15 protein-coding genes are annotated in these 18,384 nt (G+C 57.8%); 4 read left to right on the plus strand and 11 right to left on the minus strand.

All coding sequences use genetic code 11. The annotated features are described in order from the left end of the window. Nucleotides 1–91 precede the first annotated feature (91 nt). From AC1XYH_RS14860 to AC1XYH_RS14870, 3 genes are read left to right on the plus strand one after another with little or no spacing between them, the layout of a single operon-like run. Complete coding sequence (locus AC1XYH_RS14860; RefSeq protein WP_483323911.1) at nucleotides 92–1,531, plus strand: Wadjet anti-phage system protein JetA family protein; 1,440 nt, start codon at nucleotides 92–94, stop codon at nucleotides 1,529–1,531. After that, complete coding sequence (locus AC1XYH_RS14865; protein WP_483323912.1) at nucleotides 1,524–2,183, plus strand: DUF4194 domain-containing protein; 660 nt, start codon at nucleotides 1,524–1,526, stop codon at nucleotides 2,181–2,183. The genes AC1XYH_RS14860 and AC1XYH_RS14865 overlap by 8 nt, the downstream gene beginning before the upstream one ends. Beyond that, nucleotides 2,183–5,818, plus strand: coding sequence for an ATP-binding protein (locus AC1XYH_RS14870; RefSeq protein ID WP_483323913.1), 3,636 nt, complete (start codon nucleotides 2,183–2,185; stop codon nucleotides 5,816–5,818). The genes AC1XYH_RS14865 and AC1XYH_RS14870 overlap by 1 nt, the downstream gene beginning before the upstream one ends. A gap of 83 nt (nucleotides 5,819–5,901) precedes the next feature. Here the strand turns inward: AC1XYH_RS14870 and AC1XYH_RS14875 are convergent, their stop codons facing one another. Further along, entirely contained in the window at nucleotides 5,902–6,441 is a 540-nt protein-coding gene (locus AC1XYH_RS14875) for a type 1 glutamine amidotransferase domain-containing protein (RefSeq protein WP_483323914.1), read from the minus strand. Nucleotides 6,442–6,664: 223 nt separating this feature from the next. On the opposite strand from AC1XYH_RS14875, the gene AC1XYH_RS14880 reads away from it, so the two are divergent. Continuing rightward, nucleotides 6,665–7,657, plus strand: coding sequence for a formylglycine-generating enzyme family protein (locus AC1XYH_RS14880; RefSeq protein ID WP_483323915.1), 993 nt, complete (start codon nucleotides 6,665–6,667; stop codon nucleotides 7,655–7,657). Nucleotides 7,658–7,671: 14 nt separating this feature from the next. Here the strand turns inward: AC1XYH_RS14880 and AC1XYH_RS14885 are convergent, their stop codons facing one another. The 10 genes from AC1XYH_RS14885 to thiL all read right to left on the minus strand — a co-directional run bounded on the left by AC1XYH_RS14885 (nucleotide 7,672) and on the right by thiL (nucleotide 18,345). Then, entirely contained in the window at nucleotides 7,672–10,221 is a 2,550-nt protein-coding gene (locus AC1XYH_RS14885) for a LysM peptidoglycan-binding domain-containing protein (protein ID WP_483323916.1), read from the minus strand. Nucleotides 10,222–10,233: 12 nt separating this feature from the next. Then, nucleotides 10,234–11,076, minus strand: coding sequence for a DUF4123 domain-containing protein (locus AC1XYH_RS14890; RefSeq protein ID WP_483323917.1), 843 nt, complete (start codon nucleotides 11,074–11,076; stop codon nucleotides 10,234–10,236). Nucleotides 11,077–11,081: 5 nt separating this feature from the next. Continuing rightward, a complete protein-coding gene (locus AC1XYH_RS14895; protein WP_483323918.1) occupies nucleotides 11,082–13,172 on the minus strand; it encodes a type VI secretion system Vgr family protein in 2,091 nt (696 codons plus the stop codon). 111 nt (nucleotides 13,173–13,283) lie between these two features. Beyond that, nucleotides 13,284–13,802: an Hcp family type VI secretion system effector gene (locus AC1XYH_RS14900; protein WP_483323919.1), complete on the minus strand. Its 519-nt coding sequence runs from the start codon at nucleotides 13,800–13,802 to the stop codon at nucleotides 13,284–13,286. A 304-nt stretch (nucleotides 13,803–14,106) separates the two neighbouring features. Then, on the minus strand, nucleotides 14,107–14,940 hold the full coding sequence (locus AC1XYH_RS14905; protein WP_483323920.1) for a cobalamin-binding protein: 834 nt from the start codon (nucleotides 14,938–14,940) through the stop codon (nucleotides 14,107–14,109). After that, nucleotides 14,941–15,366, minus strand: a complete 426-nt coding sequence (locus AC1XYH_RS14910; protein ID WP_483323921.1) for a hypothetical protein — start codon at nucleotides 15,364–15,366, stop codon at nucleotides 14,941–14,943. Then, the gene (gene ribA, locus AC1XYH_RS14915; RefSeq protein WP_483323922.1) at nucleotides 15,359–15,982 is read right to left on the minus strand and encodes a GTP cyclohydrolase II; all 624 of its coding nucleotides are present in this window, start codon (nucleotides 15,980–15,982) and stop codon (nucleotides 15,359–15,361) included. Before ribA ends, AC1XYH_RS14910 begins: the two co-directional genes overlap by 8 nt. Before the next feature lie 164 nt (nucleotides 15,983–16,146). Next, complete coding sequence (locus tag AC1XYH_RS14920; RefSeq protein ID WP_483323923.1) at nucleotides 16,147–16,824, minus strand: retropepsin-like aspartic protease family protein; 678 nt, start codon at nucleotides 16,822–16,824, stop codon at nucleotides 16,147–16,149. Between the two features lie 44 nt (nucleotides 16,825–16,868). After that, nucleotides 16,869–17,363: a phosphatidylglycerophosphatase A family protein gene (locus AC1XYH_RS14925; RefSeq protein ID WP_483323924.1), complete on the minus strand. Its 495-nt coding sequence runs from the start codon at nucleotides 17,361–17,363 to the stop codon at nucleotides 16,869–16,871. Then, complete coding sequence (gene thiL / locus AC1XYH_RS14930; protein WP_483326394.1) at nucleotides 17,356–18,345, minus strand: thiamine-phosphate kinase; 990 nt, start codon at nucleotides 18,343–18,345, stop codon at nucleotides 17,356–17,358. Before thiL ends, AC1XYH_RS14925 begins: the two co-directional genes overlap by 8 nt. Nucleotides 18,346–18,384 lie beyond the last annotated feature (39 nt).

Consider the following 18,384-nt stretch of genomic DNA (forward strand, 5'->3'; position numbering starts at 1 on the left):
AAACCAGGTCACAACCTGTCGTCTGCGGCTTGCTGCTGGTTGCTGCGTTTAAGGCATAATGCACCTTTGCCAGAACCGGATTCGACAGCTGATGTTTTTTACCGACGAGCGCCTGCACTTCTTCCGCCCGCTCACCAGCAAATACCGCGAACAGATCGTCGAATGCCTGCGCCTGCTGCATGAACGGCTGTACAGCGCGCGTGCCGATTACGGCGAATCACTCAAGCGCGAACAGGTATTGGATATCTTCTGCGAGGCGCTGGAACGCGCACCATTGCTCGAAAGCGAAGAGGATGAGAGCGGCCGCTTCAAGAATAATCGCGAGCAAGCCGCTTGGGTATTGAGCACCCTTTTAGAGCACGGCTGGCTAGAGCGCCAGGTTGATCAAGCGACCTTCCAGTCCACCTACCCCTTTAGCCGTATGGGCCGATTGTTTACCCAACCGCTGGTCGAGGCCGACGGTCGCAGCGTGCGCACCCGGCACCGCAATACTCGCAATACGCTAAACGCCTTGTCTGCTTTCCTTAACCACGGCGAGGTCTACGATCTGCTGGATGCCCACGAGTATTCAGAGCGCATCATTGCCGATTTCACCGACATCATCGCCGAACTTGAAGAGCGCAAACGCGAGCTGGTACGCGAAGTGGAAGCTCAGCAACTGGTGCAGCAAGCCAGCGATCAGTTTTTCGATTTTATGGAGCGCCGCTTTCAACCCGATGTCGCTATTCGCTTGTCTGCTGACAGCGTAGAAAAACACCGCGAACGCATTCAGGACACCATCGACCGCATTCGCCAAAAACCACGTGAATGGAAAGCGCACGCCGAGCGCGATCTGCGCCGTCTGGCACCAGACCTGCTGATCGACACCAACAGTTCGGTACTCTGGCAGCTGCTCGATGGCATCGAGAGTCGCCTGCGTAACGCGACCGATATCATGCTGCCGGCGCTACGCAAGACCCTGCAAGGCTTTACCCAGCGCGCCGACATCATCATCCGGCAGCTCAGTTATCTGCACAGCCAGAAGCACACCGATGTCGTTGGCATTTGTCGACAGCTTGCCAGCCTGGACGCGGCTGACCGCGACGCACGCCTGGCCGCTGCGGGTGAAGTAATGGCCAATGTGAGTGTCGGCCTGGTTGATCCGGCCAGCGTGCGATTACGTGAACGCCGCGAACGCCCACCGGTACACAGCCTGATGAGCGAGCTCGACCATCCAGACGAAGCCACCCTGCGCGAACTGGGCGTGCAGCAGCTACTCGACAAGGCCTTCAACATCAATGCGAGCAACCTGCGCGACTATCTGCGTAGCGCTCTCGGTGCGGGCCAACGCATCGATAACCGTGACCTGCCGATCAGCAATGCCCGCGACCTGTTAGCTCTCAGCCACTTGATCGAACTGGCCGGTGCCGACCACGCTAGCCACGGCCTGCGCGTGCGCATTGAGCCCAACGGTGAGCCGATCACCGACGAAACCTATTTCTCCCGCCGCGATGGCTTCATCATCGACCTGGAACAAGACGACCATGCGTGACGCTCTGGATAACCAACTCAACGAACGGGGCGTCAGCCCGGAAGCCTTTTCCGAGCTGATGATCCGTCTGCTCGACCGCGGCGTAGTCTGCCGCGATGAAAGCCAGCGCGAAGCCGAGCTGTACGACCGTTACCTACAAGTCACCGAACTGGTGGAAGACTACCTTTCGGTGCTGCGCATCCGCGTACTGCATGAGCCGCGTTTTAACCTGCTGCGAATCTTTCCACCGGGCGCCGAAGTGCCGGGCCTGGCTGACAGCGAAGACAGTTTCAGCAGCGGACTGCGTGAGCGTTTGAGCCAACAGGAAGTGGCGCTGATTCTGGTGTTGCGCGCCGAGTACGATCAGGCCCTGCGCGAAGGTCAGGTCGATGAATTTGGGCAAGTCATGCTGTCGCTGGAAGCACTCAATCTCAGCTGTCGCAACCTGCTGGGTCGCTCACTCCCCGAGCAACAGGGTGAGCGCAAAGCACTGCTGCGTCGTCTGCGTCAGCTGCGTTTGATCCGCAGCCCAAGCGACGCTGCTCTGGACGAAGGTGAAGCCTGGCTGACGATCCGCCCCGGCATTATCAGTTTGGTAACCGACAGTGCTTTAGCGCAGCTAGCCAGTGCCGATGAGAATGACGATTTGCAGCCCGCCGAGGAGAGCAACTGATGTATCTGAAACGCTCTATTACTGTGAACTGGGGCAACCTGCCGGTCGAAGAACTGGAGTACGGCCCGGTCAACCTATTCTCAGGTGGTAACGGCTCGGGCAAAACCACTGCCGCCGATGCGCTGCAAACGCTGATGACCGCCGCCCACGACAATCTGTTCAACTACAACCCCGGCCAAGACGAAACCACCCAGCGCGGACGCGGCGGTAAACAAGTGCGCACCCTCGCCTCCTACGTGCTCGGTTGTGATGACGGCGCCTTCGCCCGCCCCTGGGATACCGACGGTTATATTGCCGGGGTATTCCATCCAACCAAAGGCGAAACCGCCGAGCCGTTCACCGCCGTGATCGGCGTGCGCGCCCATCTGGACGCCGCCGGTAGCAGCCGGCAAGCGCGGCAGGATGAGTTGCTGATGATGATAGTGCCGGGTGAGATGCTCTCGTTATCGCACTTTGTACAGACCCGCGACGATGGCCGCCACGCGGTAAGCGTCACCGAACTGCCCAATCTGCTGCGCCGGCAGTTTGGCAAGCAGCAGGTCGAAGTGTACGACAAAAAGAGCGCCTATCTGGCCCGCCTCTACGGCGCACTGCGCGGTAAACGCGATGCGGTCTCCGTGCGTGAAGCCAAGCACGCGGCCCGTACCTTCGCCAATTTCATGGCTTACAAACCAGTCAAATCCATCGACCAGTTCGTCGCTGAAGAAGTGCTCGAAGCACGCGAGTTTGGCGATACTATTAAGCGCATCCGCGAGTTGCTACGCACCGTCCACGGCATGGAGCAAGAGGCCTGTCGCGTACGCGCCTCCGTCGAACTGCTATCCGCCGCAGGCGTGCAAGCCGAGCGCTATCAAGAAACCTGGCTAGAGCGCACTGGCCTGGCCTATGCCGCCGCCGCGCAGAACTGGAACAAAAACCAACAGGGTTACCTCGCCGCCAAGGACGAACAAAAACAGCTGAGCGATGAGCTAAGCGGCATCACGGATGACCAGCGCCTGACCACCGAACGCCTGCAACAGGCACACCTTGAACTGGTGCAGCTGGAAGCCCGCCGACAAGGCATTCCCGCGCTACAGAATAAAGACCAACTGGAACAACGCCAGAACCAGCTGAGCGAGCAACTACGCGCGGCTGTACCAGCACTGCTCACCCAAGCCCAGCAGCGCGATCGCAACCTTGATGCCCTGCGCGCCACTCAACAGCTGTTGAGCCAACACAGCCTTAGCGCGGACCTACCGCAACTGGCCGGCCGTGGCTGGCGTGAACGCAGCCAAGCGGTACTCGCCGCTGAGCAAGCCCCCGTGGCCGAGCTGAATCAATTGTTGGCCAGAGACTGGATCGACCTCACCCCGCTAGATGCCGGGCTTGACGCTATCCGCAGCCAACAGGCCAGCCACAACCAATTGGCTGACCTGCTCAGCGCGAGCGATGCCGACGGCGTTACGCCGCTGAATCGGGTAGACCGATTGGATCAGAAAAGCGCCGCCGAACTGGTTCAGCTCGAACGCCAAATCAACCAAACCAATCAGCGCATCAGCGCGTTGAAATCCAGCCGCGTCAGCTACCCCGCTTACGTAGAAGAAGCACTGCGCGCCATTCGCCAGCAGTGCCCACAAGCCGACCCCCGCGTCCTCTGCGATCACGTCGAAATCGTCGACCCCGACTGGCAAATGGCGATTGAGGGTTATATCGGCGGTAGCCGCTACGCCATATTGGTCGAGGCAGAATACGAAGCCGAGGCGATCCGTATCGTGCGCCAGATGAACAGCCGTGAACGCAACCGGGCGCGCGTGATTCAGGGCCACAAGGCACGCCAGGACGCCGAACGCATCAGCCTGCCCGACGACTCTATCCTCAAAGTAATGCGCTTCAGCCATAAGATCGCCGAATACTACCTGCGCGCCTCTTACGCCAGCGTCGCCCGCGTGTCCGACGCCGAAGCGCTGCGCCACACCCGTCGTGGCGTGACCAGCGATGGCATGGGTTCAGGCAACTACGCGCTGTTTCGCTGCGACATCGACGATAGCCAGCTGGTGTTCGGCGCCGCCGCACGCGAGCGCAATCTGGCCGCACAAGAAGCCACGCTGGAACACCTCAGCGTGCAGCGTCACAACCAGCAACAGCAGCACCTGGCGTTGCGCCAACTGGCCAAATTACTCGGCCAGATTCAACCGCTGGACTACGCCGCACGCGCCGCGCAGCTGCTCGATAGCCAACGCCAACTACGAGAAGTAGAACAGCAACTCGAAGCTCTCGATCTTGGCGCCCACCGCGACCTGGAAGATGAACAAAGCCGCGTTACCCAACGCCATCGCGAGCTGGAACAGCAAACCAAACAGCTTGGCGTGCAGCACGGGCGGCTCGAAGAAAAATTGAGCAACGCGCAACAACGCATACAGCACTATGCCGATCACAGCGACCAACTGCTGGACGCCAAAGATCAGGCGGAGCAACACCTGCTCGATGCTGCCGGCAGAGTGCCGGGACTGGATCCCCAGGCCCGTCTCGAACAGCTCGATAGCATGCTGCAGCAGAGCAGCGGTCAGTTTGACTTTATCGCCGACAGCCAAGCACTGACGGCGACCTTGCACCGCCAGATCATCGATCTGCAACGCAGCATAGAGCAGTACAACCAACAGGCCCAGCCGGCAGATCACCTCATTGCCGACAGCCCGGCCGAACTGCACAGCCTGGCTTTCTTCAGCCATATAGGCAGCCTGCGCCAACAGCTCGACAACCTGCACAATCGTCTGCGTAACAACGTGCTATTGGAAAAACAGGAACAGCTCGCCAGTTTGCGCGACAGCTTTAACACCACCTTTGTCAGTGACCTGTGCCATGAGATCCACCAAGCCATCAACGACGGTCGCCGCGTACTGGAAAACCTCAACCAAGAGCTGGAGCACCACCAGTTTGGTGCCGACCGCGAGCGCTTCCAGTTCGATTGGGACTGGCTGCCCGAGTACAAAGCCTACTGGGATTTCTTCCGCGAGATCATGCAAACGCCCAACCTGGGTGACGGTGCCAGCCTGTTCGATAGCAGCTTGTCGGAGAAGGCCAGTGGCATCCGCGATCAATTACTCAGCTTGCTGCTGGATGGTGACGAACAACAGGCGCTCCGCGAACTCGAGCGCATCAGCGACTACCGCCGCTATCGCCGTTACGACATTCTCAAGCACCCTGCCGGCAAACAACCCATTCGCCTCAGCGAATACGGCACCGGCTCAGGTGGTCAGCTGGAAACCCCGGCGTACATCATCCGCGCCGCCGCCGTCACCAGCGCCTTCCGTTTCAACGAAGGCGACAGCCACCTGCGCATGGTGATCGTCGATGAAGCCTTTATGCACATGGATGAAACCCGCTCACGCGAAGTGATCGGCTACCTCACCGAAACCCTCGGCTTACAGCTCACCTTCATCATGCCCACCAGCAAAGCTGGCCCCTTCCTGGAACTGGTCAGCAACCAGTTTGTGTTCAGCAAGGTGCCGAGCAGCCAGCCGGTTGGCGAGCTGAATACCCGCGTATTGCTGGATCGCCAACAGCTCAACCGCGACAAGGTTGCCGAATTGTGGGCGCAGCATCGTCGGGTGATTCGGCAGCAGGGGGCGCTGGAGTTTATGGCGGATGTGATCTAAATCTGCACCTGTCCGCAGCTCAAACACGACAACGCCCCGCTATCGGGGCGTTGTCATTCATCCTGTCAGCAGTGCTGATCAGGCTACGCAGCAAAAACCTCAAACAGCTTCGCGCAGAAGTCGTCCAGGTCATCAGGCTTGCGACTGGTGATCAACCCGGCGTCTTCGCACACAGATTGGTCTACCCAGTTACCGCCGGCGTTCTCGATATCGGTTTTCAGGCTAGGCCAGGAAGTCAGTGTACGGCCCTTGACCACACCCGCTTCGATCAGCGTCCACGGGGCATGGCAGATAGCCGCGACCGGCTTGCCCGCGGTGAAGAACGACTTGATAAAAGCCACCGCATCTTTATCCATCCACAGCGCATCCGGATTGGCCACGCCACCGGGCAGTACCAAGCCATCGTAATCACTGGCCGAAACCGCCTTCACGCTTTTATCGACGGTAAAAGAATCCGCCTCGGTCAAGTGGTTATAGCCTTTGACCTTACCACCCTCAAGTGACACCAGATGCACAGTCGCACCCGCGTTCTTCAGATCTTGCCAGGGACGGGTGAGCTCAATCTGCTCAACGCCATCAGTGGCGAGAAACGCGATGCTTTTGCCCTTCAGTGAGTTGCTCATATGCTTCCCCTGTTCGGATACATGTTCTTGTTAGGGCCGCGTATTCAGACAGTGGTTCCGACATTTTTTTAACTGCTCGCTTCAACCTTCAGCAAAAAACTATGCATACCGTCAAAGCAGTAAATCTTTCATTCGTGAACAGGTCCGACGTTTTTCTACGGCTCAACTGATAAATTCATTCACCTAAAGCCCAAGTGACCTGCAACAAAACAAGGACGTGTCCATGCAAGCCCGCCTATTACTTTCGGTATCCTTTTTCGCCCTGCTGACAGGCTGCGAAGCCCAGTCTCAGCCGCTCCCCGAAAGCGAAAAGCTCAGCACCGACAAAGTCAAAGCTATCGCTGAGAGCGTTGAAACCAACTATCCCGACCTGTCGCGCGATTTGCGTGAGCAAATTCTAGCTACCGTAGTGCGCTCACTGGATGACATGGTGTTTATTGAAGGCGGCGAGTTTGAGATGGGCGACTTTGGCACGCTGTGCGAGTACGACCCGGCGAACATGGGCACTTGGCCCTATGGGCAGGAACCGGAGCGGCTTTGCCCGATTACGCGCTTTAACAATGATGACTATTTGCACCAGGTGCTTTTAAGCAGTTATCACCTATCGCGTTATCAGACTCGTCAAGAAGACTTTGATTTATTCCGCACAAGCCAAGGACTACCTCTGTTTAATGCTGAGGAGCGTGAGCGCCAGGACTTGACTCACTATTTCGCCCCTAATAACCCGGCACCAGTCAAAGATTGGCAGGAGGCCAAAGACTATTGCTTATGGCTAGGTAAATTTGGCAATTATCCTGTGGACCTGCCCACAGAGGCTCAGTGGGAATTTGCAGCCCGCAACCGCGGCCAGTACGTACAGTACCCTACCAATGACGGGAATTTGGATAACGGGAAAAACATTCTTCAAGACGAAAAGACTTTTGTAACCCCCGTCGGTCAATTTCCTCCGACCCCCCTCGGTCTCTATGATATGGCCGGCAATGCAACTGACTGGGTAAACGATTGGTACGCAGAGGATTACTACGCTAATTCCCCACTCAGAAACCCTGCTGGGCCAAAAAGCGGTACGCAGAAAGTGCACAGAGGATCGTACTATGCAGAAGCGAATTGGATGAACGCCAACAGTGTTCGCCGCTGGCCAGAAAACCCCGTGAGCGATGGCTACTATCCAGGAAACAGTTTTCGTTGCTCCCTTCAATCTGATCAAAAGCTATAACGCTCAGAGTGCAGTTATGCCAAACCTTCAAATAGGCCACTGCTTCGCGCCGCCATGAGCACCCGGCGTTTCCTTAGAGGATCAGAAGGAGTCCATGCCAAGATACCCAATGACTGGGGAGCAGAGCTGTGATTCACAGCCAGAGATTCAATGAAACTATTAAACTCTTGTTGCTGCGACCCATCCACCAAGCGGTTTAAGCGATCAAGGCTTTTCATCCCGTTGACTGCCTCGCCTTTTGGTGAGCAGTGTTCCAAAAGCTTAAGCATTTGTCTCCAACTCCTGACATGCGAAAGCAAAAGCACGAGCGCTACCTCTTGGTCCTCGTGCCAGCTCTCTACAAATCTTTCGCTCAACATGTAGGCCATCGGACCAAGTGTCTCAGGCGGCAACTTATCTATAGCCAATCTTTGACCATTGATTATTACCGCCTTATGACCAATCAAATAACGGGCTAGATTTTCCGCCTCATCTTTAGAAAACTGACGCAGTTGCCACCAAGCTTGCATCTTACGTTGCCCCATATCAAAAGCGCTCACCGCAGCGCGCCCCGGCTGGGAGGCAATTTGGTAAAGTCCTTGAGCGAGGTACTGGAATGCGTCATCGTCTACGCTAAGCAAATAGTGATAATCCACTTCCGACAAAGCGTCACAAAACAGCTTTACCAGCTTGTACGTATTCTCTAGATCAACCACAGTCGCAAAACCACCACCTGCACCAGGACCGAATACCAAACGACCGCTGCAATTAAACGCTAGCCGATCCATTTCGATCGTCAGGCCATAATCAAAACCAGCCCCAATACCCAAAGCTAAATTACCCTCGCCCTTGATCTCCGCCAGACTGGTCCAACTACCACCGGCATTGGACTGCCCAGATGCCACCTTGCCCCGCCCCACCTTGCTTGGCTCAATCCATTGCAGCGCTCCGCTGAGGGCCCCGCCGGCCTGGGCGCCGGCAAAAGCATCGCCTTTAACCCCGATATATCCACCTCGACTGGTCTCGAGTCGTGGTGAGCCAAGCAAGGCCGTTGCGCCACTTGGGCCTTCGTCGCTCGGTTTGTACTGCGCTTTCGCCTGAGCCCTGCCTTGCAACTGCGCTCCCACGAAACAGGACACCTCCAGCTTGCCCTGCAGCCGGAACACGCCGAACGGATGCAACACCGTCTCACCATTGGCGTTGCGATAGGCCAACTGCATGGTTCTTCCGCCCTGAGAAGGGAAAAAAGCAGTAAATGCCACTGCAGCTTCGCCCAGCGAATACGCAGCACTGCCTTTGGCACCTACCTCAATATTCCCTTCGGCCGGATTCCAGCTATTGACGCCAGCACTGGCGCTGGCGGCAAAGCGCAACGCATGCGCTTCTGCGGATACCGCATAAGGCGCAGCATCATCACTATTGCTGGTCCATGCGGCTTCCTTGTGCAGGGCGTTGAGCAGGTTGTCTTCCTTGCTGCTCCAACTAACCAGTTTGGCCTCCAGGCTACCCAGCGGGCTGGCTCGGCGGTCGTTACCCAGGTCATCGCGTATGTCATCCAGCAACTGTTTGGCCAACTGTTTGCCAAAAGGCTTTCCCCTCAGCACGCGGGTACTGACTTTGGTTTTCCAATCAACCTGCTCGTGAAAACGTGCCGCTATATAGTGGCGGCGTTCTGGATGGCCGAACACGCTGACCTCGATCACAGTAATGCCGCTGCGTCGGCTGGAGCCCCTTTCAGACTGAGTTTGGCGACCGCGCCGCGCATGACCTAAATTTGGCGTAGCACCATTTGCCAACGTAGAGCTGTCTTCAGGCTCACTTTTCAGCTTGCCACGCAGCCGAACAATTTCAGCATCCAGCTGTTTAATTTTCTCTGCGCGCAGTGGCTCCCAGTTGCTTTCCAGCATGTTGCCGGTATCTAACGCACGCACCGGGCTATAGGCGATATACCATTCTTTCGCTTGGCGTAGTTTGGTGAGCTGACCCTGTGTGTCCAGCTCGCTGGTCAACGTGGGCTGGGGCTGCTCGGCGGGAGCATCAACGCTCAACAGACCTGCCTCTTCTGCTTTCTTGCTCCATTCATCCTTTTTGCAGCGCGCACATGCACATTCGGCGTCTGGACTCTGCTCTTTCTGGCAGTCCACACGCTGCCGGGCTGCAGCGAGTGAGGCCTCCAGTTCATCCATCAGTGACTGGACCCGGTCAATCTCGCGTCTCAGCTCCTGAGTCTGTGCTTCGGTAAGCACATAAAGATACGGGTCACCTGTCACGTGCACCACATCCACCAGTTCAGCTGTGCAGGGACTACCAGCCTGGGTCTGAGTGCTACTGCAATCATTTGTATGTCTAGCAGGCGGTAGGGAGGACCTGGAAGGGGCTGCTGAGGCGGGAGCACTCACAATCGAAGCATCGTTGGCTGCAGCCGTCTGCGGGGGCAGCTTAAGCTTCCAGCCGGGCTGAATGTTATCAGGGTTGCGAATGATGGGATTGCGCTGCTGCAACTCCCCTGAGCTGATGCCGTGTTTCCGAGCAATCGCGGTGAGGGTGTCGCCGGGCTGCACAATGTACTCGTTGCTGTTTGACATATCCTTTCGTCCCTAGCCCTGTAGGCGTTCCAGTTCATCCAGTTTGCCGGTCATCACCAGATCAGTACGAGCAAGCACATCATGTGCTGCCTGCGATGGCCAATCGGCACCCTCACTACAAAGCGCCAATCTGAGCCAACGCTCGTAGTGGGCCTTTTTTTCCGCTCCGGCAGCCTGCGCGACAAGCAGTTTGTTAAAAACAAAGTCTGTTGGCTCAGGCATGCTGAGTACGGATTGGTAATCGAGCGCTAGTTCAGTTGCGATTACCTTTAGCCGCACCTGGGTTATTCGCTGTTGCCGCTGCGAGCCTAGATGCAACCAGCCGGGTTTCTGCATTACGCCACTCCAGGTGTCAGCCCGTGCGACATACCGCCAACCCAGTTCATTGCGCCACGCCATACCAGAAAAGGGACCGAGAAACTCGTCGCGTTCGACCGGCGCCAAACTCGCGAACAAAGGCTCAAGCCAGCGTGGCTCAAAAAAACGCATCAACTGCTTGCAGCCGTCATCCGTGGTCACTGTAAGCAGGCTTTGGCAATGTTTAACCGCAGCAGACCAATCCTGCGGGGTATCCAGATACAGCACGCAGCCGGCATTGCTCTGTTCCAACAAGGCGCTGGCGTAGTCATCCCAATCGCCCGCTTGCTCGGAAAGCACGAGTGCCGGGCCGTGCTCGCTCAAAGCAGCATATTCAGTGCCATGAAACAAGGACGCCCATTGAGGAGTCCCCTGGGGAGCCAACTGATAAATCCAGCGCCATAGCTCAGCATCTGCAGTGGCATCCAGAACCACGCAACGCTTACCTGATACCCCTGCAGGAGAGCGCTCGAAGGGAGAAGAAATCTCTTGGGTCATCGCTCTTATCCGTGCGTGTGAATCGTGCATTTACCGCTGGCATCAAATACGCAGCCATCCGCTGGCAGCAGGCTGCCTGCCAAAGCCTGAGCACGGTACTGCTCAAGCACCATGCCGGCCTCAGCCATCTCCGCTGCCGCTGCTTGTTTTGGTAGAGTTGGAACCGCACCGGTGCCTCTACCGGGCGCGCCACCGGCATTCAGCTTCACATTCGGCCCTATTAGCGTGACCCCACTTGGATCAATCTTGATAAAGGAGCCACCCGCCGTGAGGGTGATTTCAGTGCCTGCTTCAATGACCATTTTCTGGCCGGCCTTGAGGTGAATCTCACGGCCGGCTTTTACCAGTTGGCTGTCGCCGAGTTTGACATGCTGGCTGGCGCCGACGGTGAGGTGGTCGTTGGCTTTGATTTCGGTTTTGCGATCGCTGTGGGTGGTGTGGTGTTCTTCGGCCTTGAACTCGCTGTAGCTGTTGGCCTGGACCGTGTCGTGGCGTTCGTTGCCCACGCGGATGGTTTGGTTGTTCTCTATGCTCTCGTCCCAGTCCTTTTGCGCGTGCAGGTAGATCTGTTCTTCGCCTTTCTTATCCTCAATGCGCAGTTCGTTGTAACCACCGCCGCCGGGGCTGCTGAGGGTTTTGAATACGCTGCGGGTTTTGTGCGCAGGCAGTTCGTACGGGACTTCGTGTTCTTTGTGGTACAGGCAGCCGGTAACCAGCGGTTGATCTGGGTCGCCTTCAAGGAATGAGATCAGCACTTCCATCCCGACTCTGGGGATGGCGATGCCGCCGTAGCGGTCGCCGGCCCAGCTGGAAGCGACGCGTAGCCAACAGCTGGTTTTGTCGTCGGCTTGGCCTTCGCGATCCCAGTGGAACTGCACCTTGATGCGGCCGTACTGGTCGCAGTGAATCTCTTCACCCTGCGGGCCGGTGACCACGGCGCTTTGGCTGCCCAGTATTTTGGGCTTTTTGTCGTTGAGTTGCGGGCGCCAGATGATCTGCCAGGGCGTGGCCTTGAAGTGGTTGCGGTAGCCTTGGGTGAAGCCATCACTTTCTTTGGTATCGCTGGTAACGCCTTCTTCGAGCACTTGCGGCTGTTTGCCTTCGTGCTGAATCTCGGTGAGTAGCCAGAGGTCATTCCAGTCGCCGCGCGGGTGACCGGTGAGCGGCATAAAGTGGCCGCTGCGCAGTTGCGGCTGGTCGCTTAGGCCATCGGCCAGTTGCTGTTCGGCGCGATGGCGTTCGAGGTTAATTTGGCTGAGCTGTTTGCCGCGTTCGCGGTCGCTGAAGCGGCCGGGGTAGTCGTAATCTTCGAGATCGGGTTGGGGTGCTTGTTGCTGTTGACTCTGTTGGTTCTGATCTGGATTGCTTTCGGCTTTGTAAGCCGCTTCCATCAGCAGCCGTGGCTTTTCAAAGTCGTAGTCACGGCGCGTGACGCGGCTGGGGCGGGTTTCGACTCTTAGGCCGAAGCGTTTGACCACCGGTTGATCGGCAACCAGGCCGGTGCCCTGGCTGTAGCCGATTTTTTGTAGCTGCGGGAAGGTGGTTTGGTCGTCGCCGAAGACGATGATGTGACCTGTTTGGCTGTGTTCGAAGTGGTAGTGAATGCCTTCTTCTTCGCACAGGCGCTGGATGAACTGCAGGTCGGTCTCGTCGTATTGGGTGCAGTAGTCGCGTTCAGGGTAAGTGGCGTTGAGTTGAAAGCGGTAGGCGTCGCCCTGAATGCCGTGTTCTTCCAGCAGGCGGCTGATGATGGCTTGAACCGTGATGTGCTGGAAGATGCGTTGATTGGTTCTGTGCGCCAGGTAGCTGAGCTGGGGGCGCAGGCAGAGGTGGTAGCGGGTGAGGCGTTTACCGGCTTCGCCTTGGGCGAGGCGGTCGATAAAGCCGTGAATGCCGGCTCCCTGGCCCATGTCGAGGTACGCGGTATGGTGCAGCAGTGAGGCCAGGTCAATGTCAGGGCGTTCGCTGATCAGCTCCAGCTCAAAGGCGAACGGCTGGTTGAGGGCCTCTGTGCCGGTGAAGGCCAGTACCTTGAAGTCGTGGTCGGCACCGTCGATGTGCAGGGTAAAGGCGGCTTCGTTGGCTGGGGAGAACATCCATTGTTCCTTTCGCTAGGCGGGTACGGGCAGACAGACAAAACGCAAAAAGCCATCGACTGGCCCGAACATTAACGAACGGCTAGCCGATGGCGAGGCATTGTAAAGACCTCAGGCGGCGATGGGTGTGCGCCAGTCATCAGAACCGGAAGTCCCTGAGACTTCGTGGGTCCAAACGATTTTGCGGTAGGTGAAGTAGACGTCTTCCAGGTGCGTGAAATGCGACATGTTCGGGTCTTGGCAATTCGGCATCTGCGATTGCACGTCAACGATGATGGCGTCGTGCAGTTCGATGGTGAAGTAGTGCTCTTGAGTACCGGTAGCGGAGGTGCGGTACCACTCCAGACGACACTTGCTCAGGCGCTCGCCGGAGGTCAGGGCGTTGAAGATCAGCGGTGAGGACTTGTCGAATACTTTGGTGATCATCAGCGGCTTGTGTACGCGCTGGCCAGTCGGTTGGCCGGACTGCGGGTCACGCGGGATGATGACTTGGTGGTTATAGCCCTGAACCAGAACCTGGTCTTCGTGACCTTCCTGGAAGATATTGCCGACGGAATCTTCGGTGAAGGTGCCGGCGGTGATCAGGCCTTGTTTGGTGCCTTCGATGCTGAGATACGCGGGTGTTGGCATGGTGCTCTCCTTGCTGTGATTAGGGTGACCGGCGTTGCCCGGTTGGCCTATTAACAAACAAGTGCCGTGCCATGATGTGAAAGTGCTTTAATATCAATCGATTAACAACAGCACTAAACCCTGAAAAAAGCCGTTTGTGACAGAGTTCACGCAAAGTTGCGCAAGAAGCTGCGCACTGCTGTGCAAGTTGTTGCGCACTTGGCTGTAGCCTAGAAGCGGCAAGGGGTTGAGGGGGCTTGGGGAGGGCAAAGCCGCGAGGCGTTGTGCAACTTGTTGCCAACTTACGCGCTAACCACTCGCAAATTCAGTGCTGTGGAGTAACCAATGCGCAGAGCGCTGCTACGCCTTGTACCACCTCCGGCGTAGGGCGCACCAGTTGATCACTCGCCAAGGTGTATAACCGGTTGGTCGCCACGGCCTTGAGCTCCGGAAAGCGCCGCCAGTCGTCCAGCCATGGCTGCGCAGAAACAGTTTGATCGGCCAGCGCGATAATCACATCCGGATTGGCTGCCAGCACGCCTTCCCGTCCGACCTGCGGCGCCAGCCCCGGGAGCTCGGCAAACACATTTTGCGCGCCGCAATGCTGCAGCGCATCTGACACCAATTGGCCACCGGCAACGGTATACATGGGGTTGTCCCACAGCTGGATAAATACCCGTTGCACCGCTTGTCCAACAGGTGGTTCAAGCGCCAGCAGCTGCTGCTGATAAGCGGAGAGTATTTGAGTAGCGCGGTCAGGCTTATCTAGCAGCCCACCCATGGTTTCAGTGGCGGTGGCAATATCGGCGAGGCTTTGTGGGTCGAATTCAGCAACCTGAATGCCCCAACTGCGTAGCCGCTGCAGTAGTTCTGGCGGGTTGCCAGAGGTCCAGGCGAGAACCAGATCAGGGCGCTGTGCGACTATGCTTTCCGCTGACAACGTTTGGTAGGCGCCAATGCGCGGCACCTGAGCCAGCTCAGGTTTCAGTTGGCCGTCATCCAGCACGCCGACCAATTGATCGCCAGCATCCAGTAACAGCACCATATCGGTAAGGAAAGGCGCGAGACTAACGATACGCTGCGACGCAGCCTGAATAGGAAAACTGAGTACACAGGCGAGCAGCGAGGTAAAAAAACCGGTGCTCAGCCCGAAACGCATTTACTGAACCCAGGCCGCCGGCGGCCGATAGAGCAACATGGCACCCAGACTAACAATCACCAGTAACAGCAATGGGATCCACTCACCGGTGCAAAAAAAGTGAAACACACCGATGAAACCCGGCAGCTCGGCGGCGAGCAGGCCAAACATCTGCTCACGGTGTAAAACCGACCAGGCCGCCTGCGCGCCGTCGTCATTGCCCAAGCCTTCGGCCTGAATCAGCGCGCGCTTGTAGCGACGGAAACGCCAAAGAGTAACGAACAAGCTGGCCATAGCGACGGTAAACAAGGGAATGGCGGCGGCTTCAAATACGCCGTTCCAATCGCCCATCAACCACACGACGATAACCGGAATCAGCAGTGCGCTGGCCGTCTGCATACGCCAAACGGTACGCAATGTGCGCCATTGCGGCTTGGCATCAAACATCGCCCGGCTCCGCTTCGGCCTGATGTAACTGGCCCAGCAAGTGACCCAACTTACCGGCCTTGGTCGCCAGGTACTTGCTGTTGTGCGGATTCTTACCGAACTGAAGCGGCAAACGCTGAGCTATCTCAACACCAAAGCTCTGTATGGCTTTAACCTTGCGCGGGTTGTTGGTGAGCAGCTTGAGGCTGGTGATCCCCAGGTGTGCGAGCATCGGTTTGCAGATGCCGTAATCGCGCTGGTCTGCACCAAAGCCCAACAGCTCGTTGGCTTCAACGGTATCAGCGCCGCCGTCCTGCAGATGGTAAGCGCGGATTTTGTTCATCAATCCGATACCGCGACCTTCCTGACGCAGGTATAAAAGCGCGCCGCGACCTTCTTTGGCGATCGCCGCAAGCGCGGCTTCGAGCTGGAAGCCACAATCGCAACGCAGGCTGAAAAGCGCATCGCCGGTCAGGCATTCGGAGTGCAGACGGCCCAGCACTGGCTCGCCATCTGCGACGTTACCCATAGTCAGGACGACATGCTCCTTGCCGGTGCCCTCTTCGAGAAAACCGTGCATGGTGAATGTGCCCCACTGAGTGGGTAGCTGAGATGACGCAATGAAGGTGACTGTCACACCGGTCTCCTGTACAGCTGCTGCATAAAGGGGCGGCTATATTAGCAGGAGAACGCCCCTCGAGCGATCTTCAAGACACGCGAATCAGCCCGATGAATGAAGCTAAAGCGGTAGCACCGAGTAAGACCAGAGCCAGCTCGCCCGTGATTGCGCAGCAAAAGGCCTTAATACTTGCGCTCCAGCACCAGGGTGCTGCCCTGATCTTCCATGCGCACGCGGCTGAGCCAACTCATGCCGAGCAGTACGTCGGTCGGGAAACCTCCTTCCAATACCAGGCCATCAACGCCATTGAGTTCGATATCCCCGACCTTGACCCGATCCAGCCGCACTCGGTACGCCTTAACGTTAGCACTGGCCGTGTTGGCACGTACTTCGGTACCCGTAACCAGGAAGTCGATACCCAGCCGACGCGCCTGAAACGCATTCATCGCGACGCTAGTGGCGCCAGTATCGACCATAAACTGCACATTTTGGCCGTTGATTGAGCCATGCGTGATGAAGTGCCCGCCGTCGCCCCGCCCAATACTCACCTGCTGTGTTTCTCGCTCTGCAAAACCTTGCGTGTACTCACGCTGCAGACCAAATTGACGACGCTGGCCGTTGATACTGATAGTGGCGCTCTTGCTGTCGGCAGAGATCAGTGTGACGCCCTGCGGCCCGGGCTTGCCGGCGCGCAGCATATGCCGTTGGCCGTCGATATTGACTACCGCCGCATTCGCAAACAAACCCACCACACGCACCACGGGATCAGCCCAGGCGGCCGTTGCCATGCCCGCCAACAACAGGGCGATTGAAAGTCGGCGAGCGCCGGTACTGATGAGGCTGATGGCTGCGCGGTGCATGCGGTTATCCTTATCTGCGTGCGGGAGATGATGCTATAGGCCAGCTAGACCATAGCCAATAGGTATTCGCCAAGCAACAGCACAGCCAAGGCCATAAAGCCTGCGATGATGTCATCCAGCATGATGCCAAGGCCGCCGCCCACATGATGATCGATCCAGCCTATCGGCCAAGGTTTCCAGATATCAAACAGGCGGAACAACAGGAAGCCAGCAAGTAACCAGAGCCATCCGACCGGTGCCAACCACAGCGCGATCCACACACCAACAAACTCATCCCAGACGATACCGCCATGATCGTGTACGCCCAGATCAGCAGCGGTGCGGTGGCATAACCAAATACCCAACAACGTGCTCAACACCAGCAACAACGCATAGCCGCCAAAAGGCAGCTGCTGCCAGATCAGCACAAACGGCAGCGCGGCCAAGGTGCCCCAAGTACCGGGCGCCTTGGGCAGTGCTCCGCTACCGAAACCAAAGGCTAGAAAATGAATGGGGTTGCGCCATACCGAGGCGGGGGTGCGTTCCTGCGAATCAGTCATCCAAACTCCTGAAGTGTTGATAGCCACGCGCTCCAGTGAGCGGCGCGTAGCCCTTGCCGACATCCAGCAACACGCCGCTGCCGGCGTGCACACTACCGATCACGCTGATTGCATGGCCTGCTGCCCGCCAGTGCGCAATGCGCGGCTTCGCTAACGCCGGCAGCGTAAAAAGCAGCACATAGTCATCGCCGCCGCGCAGCATCCAGTCCAGCTGCTGCAGCTCTGGCCAAGCTGCCAAGGCCTCGCTGCCTGGCAGCCGAACAGCGTCGATATGCAGGGCCACGCCACTGGCGCTGGCAATATGCTCAGCGTCAGCCAGCAGCCCATCAGACACATCCAGACCGGCGCTGGCGACACCGCGCAGCTGTAAGCCAAGCGCCAGCTGCGGCTGTGGGCGCCAGAAGCGTTGCTGTAGATAATCCTGCTTTGCCATCGGCAAGCCCGTTGGTACGTTTTTACCCTGCACCACCGCCAAGCCCGCTGCGCCGTCACCCAGTGGGCCACCAATGCAGAGCAAGTCACCTACTCGCGCACCAGCGCGCGTTAGGGCCTGGCCGTTCGGTACTTGCCCCAGCACAGTCACGCCTATGTTGAGTGGTCCGCGCGTGGTATCGCCGCCAATCAGGTTGATCGCAAAGTCATGTGCGGCGGTTGCCAGGCCGCGAGAAAACGCCTGCAACCAAGGTTCATCGACTGCGGGCAGACTCAAGGCAAGCGTGAAGGCAAGAGGGGTTGCCGCCATGGCAGCCAAGTCGCTAACAGCGACCGCCAATGCTCGGTAACCCAGCTCGGCGGGGGGGTAACGTTCTGGGAAGTGGATGCCCGCCAGCAGCGAATCGGTGGAAATCACCAACTGTTGGTCGGCAGCCATTTGCAGCAGCGCCGCATCATCACCAATGCCGAGCACAACGGCCGAGGCATCGGCCGCGCGCTCCAGCTGCGCAGTACGAAAATAGCGGCCAATCAGTGCGAACTCATCCATGGCCATGCTCGCCCTCCTCGACCGCTGAGCAGTACTACT

The sequence above is a fragment of the Pseudomonas sp. GW-45 genome, assembly GCF_056896675.1.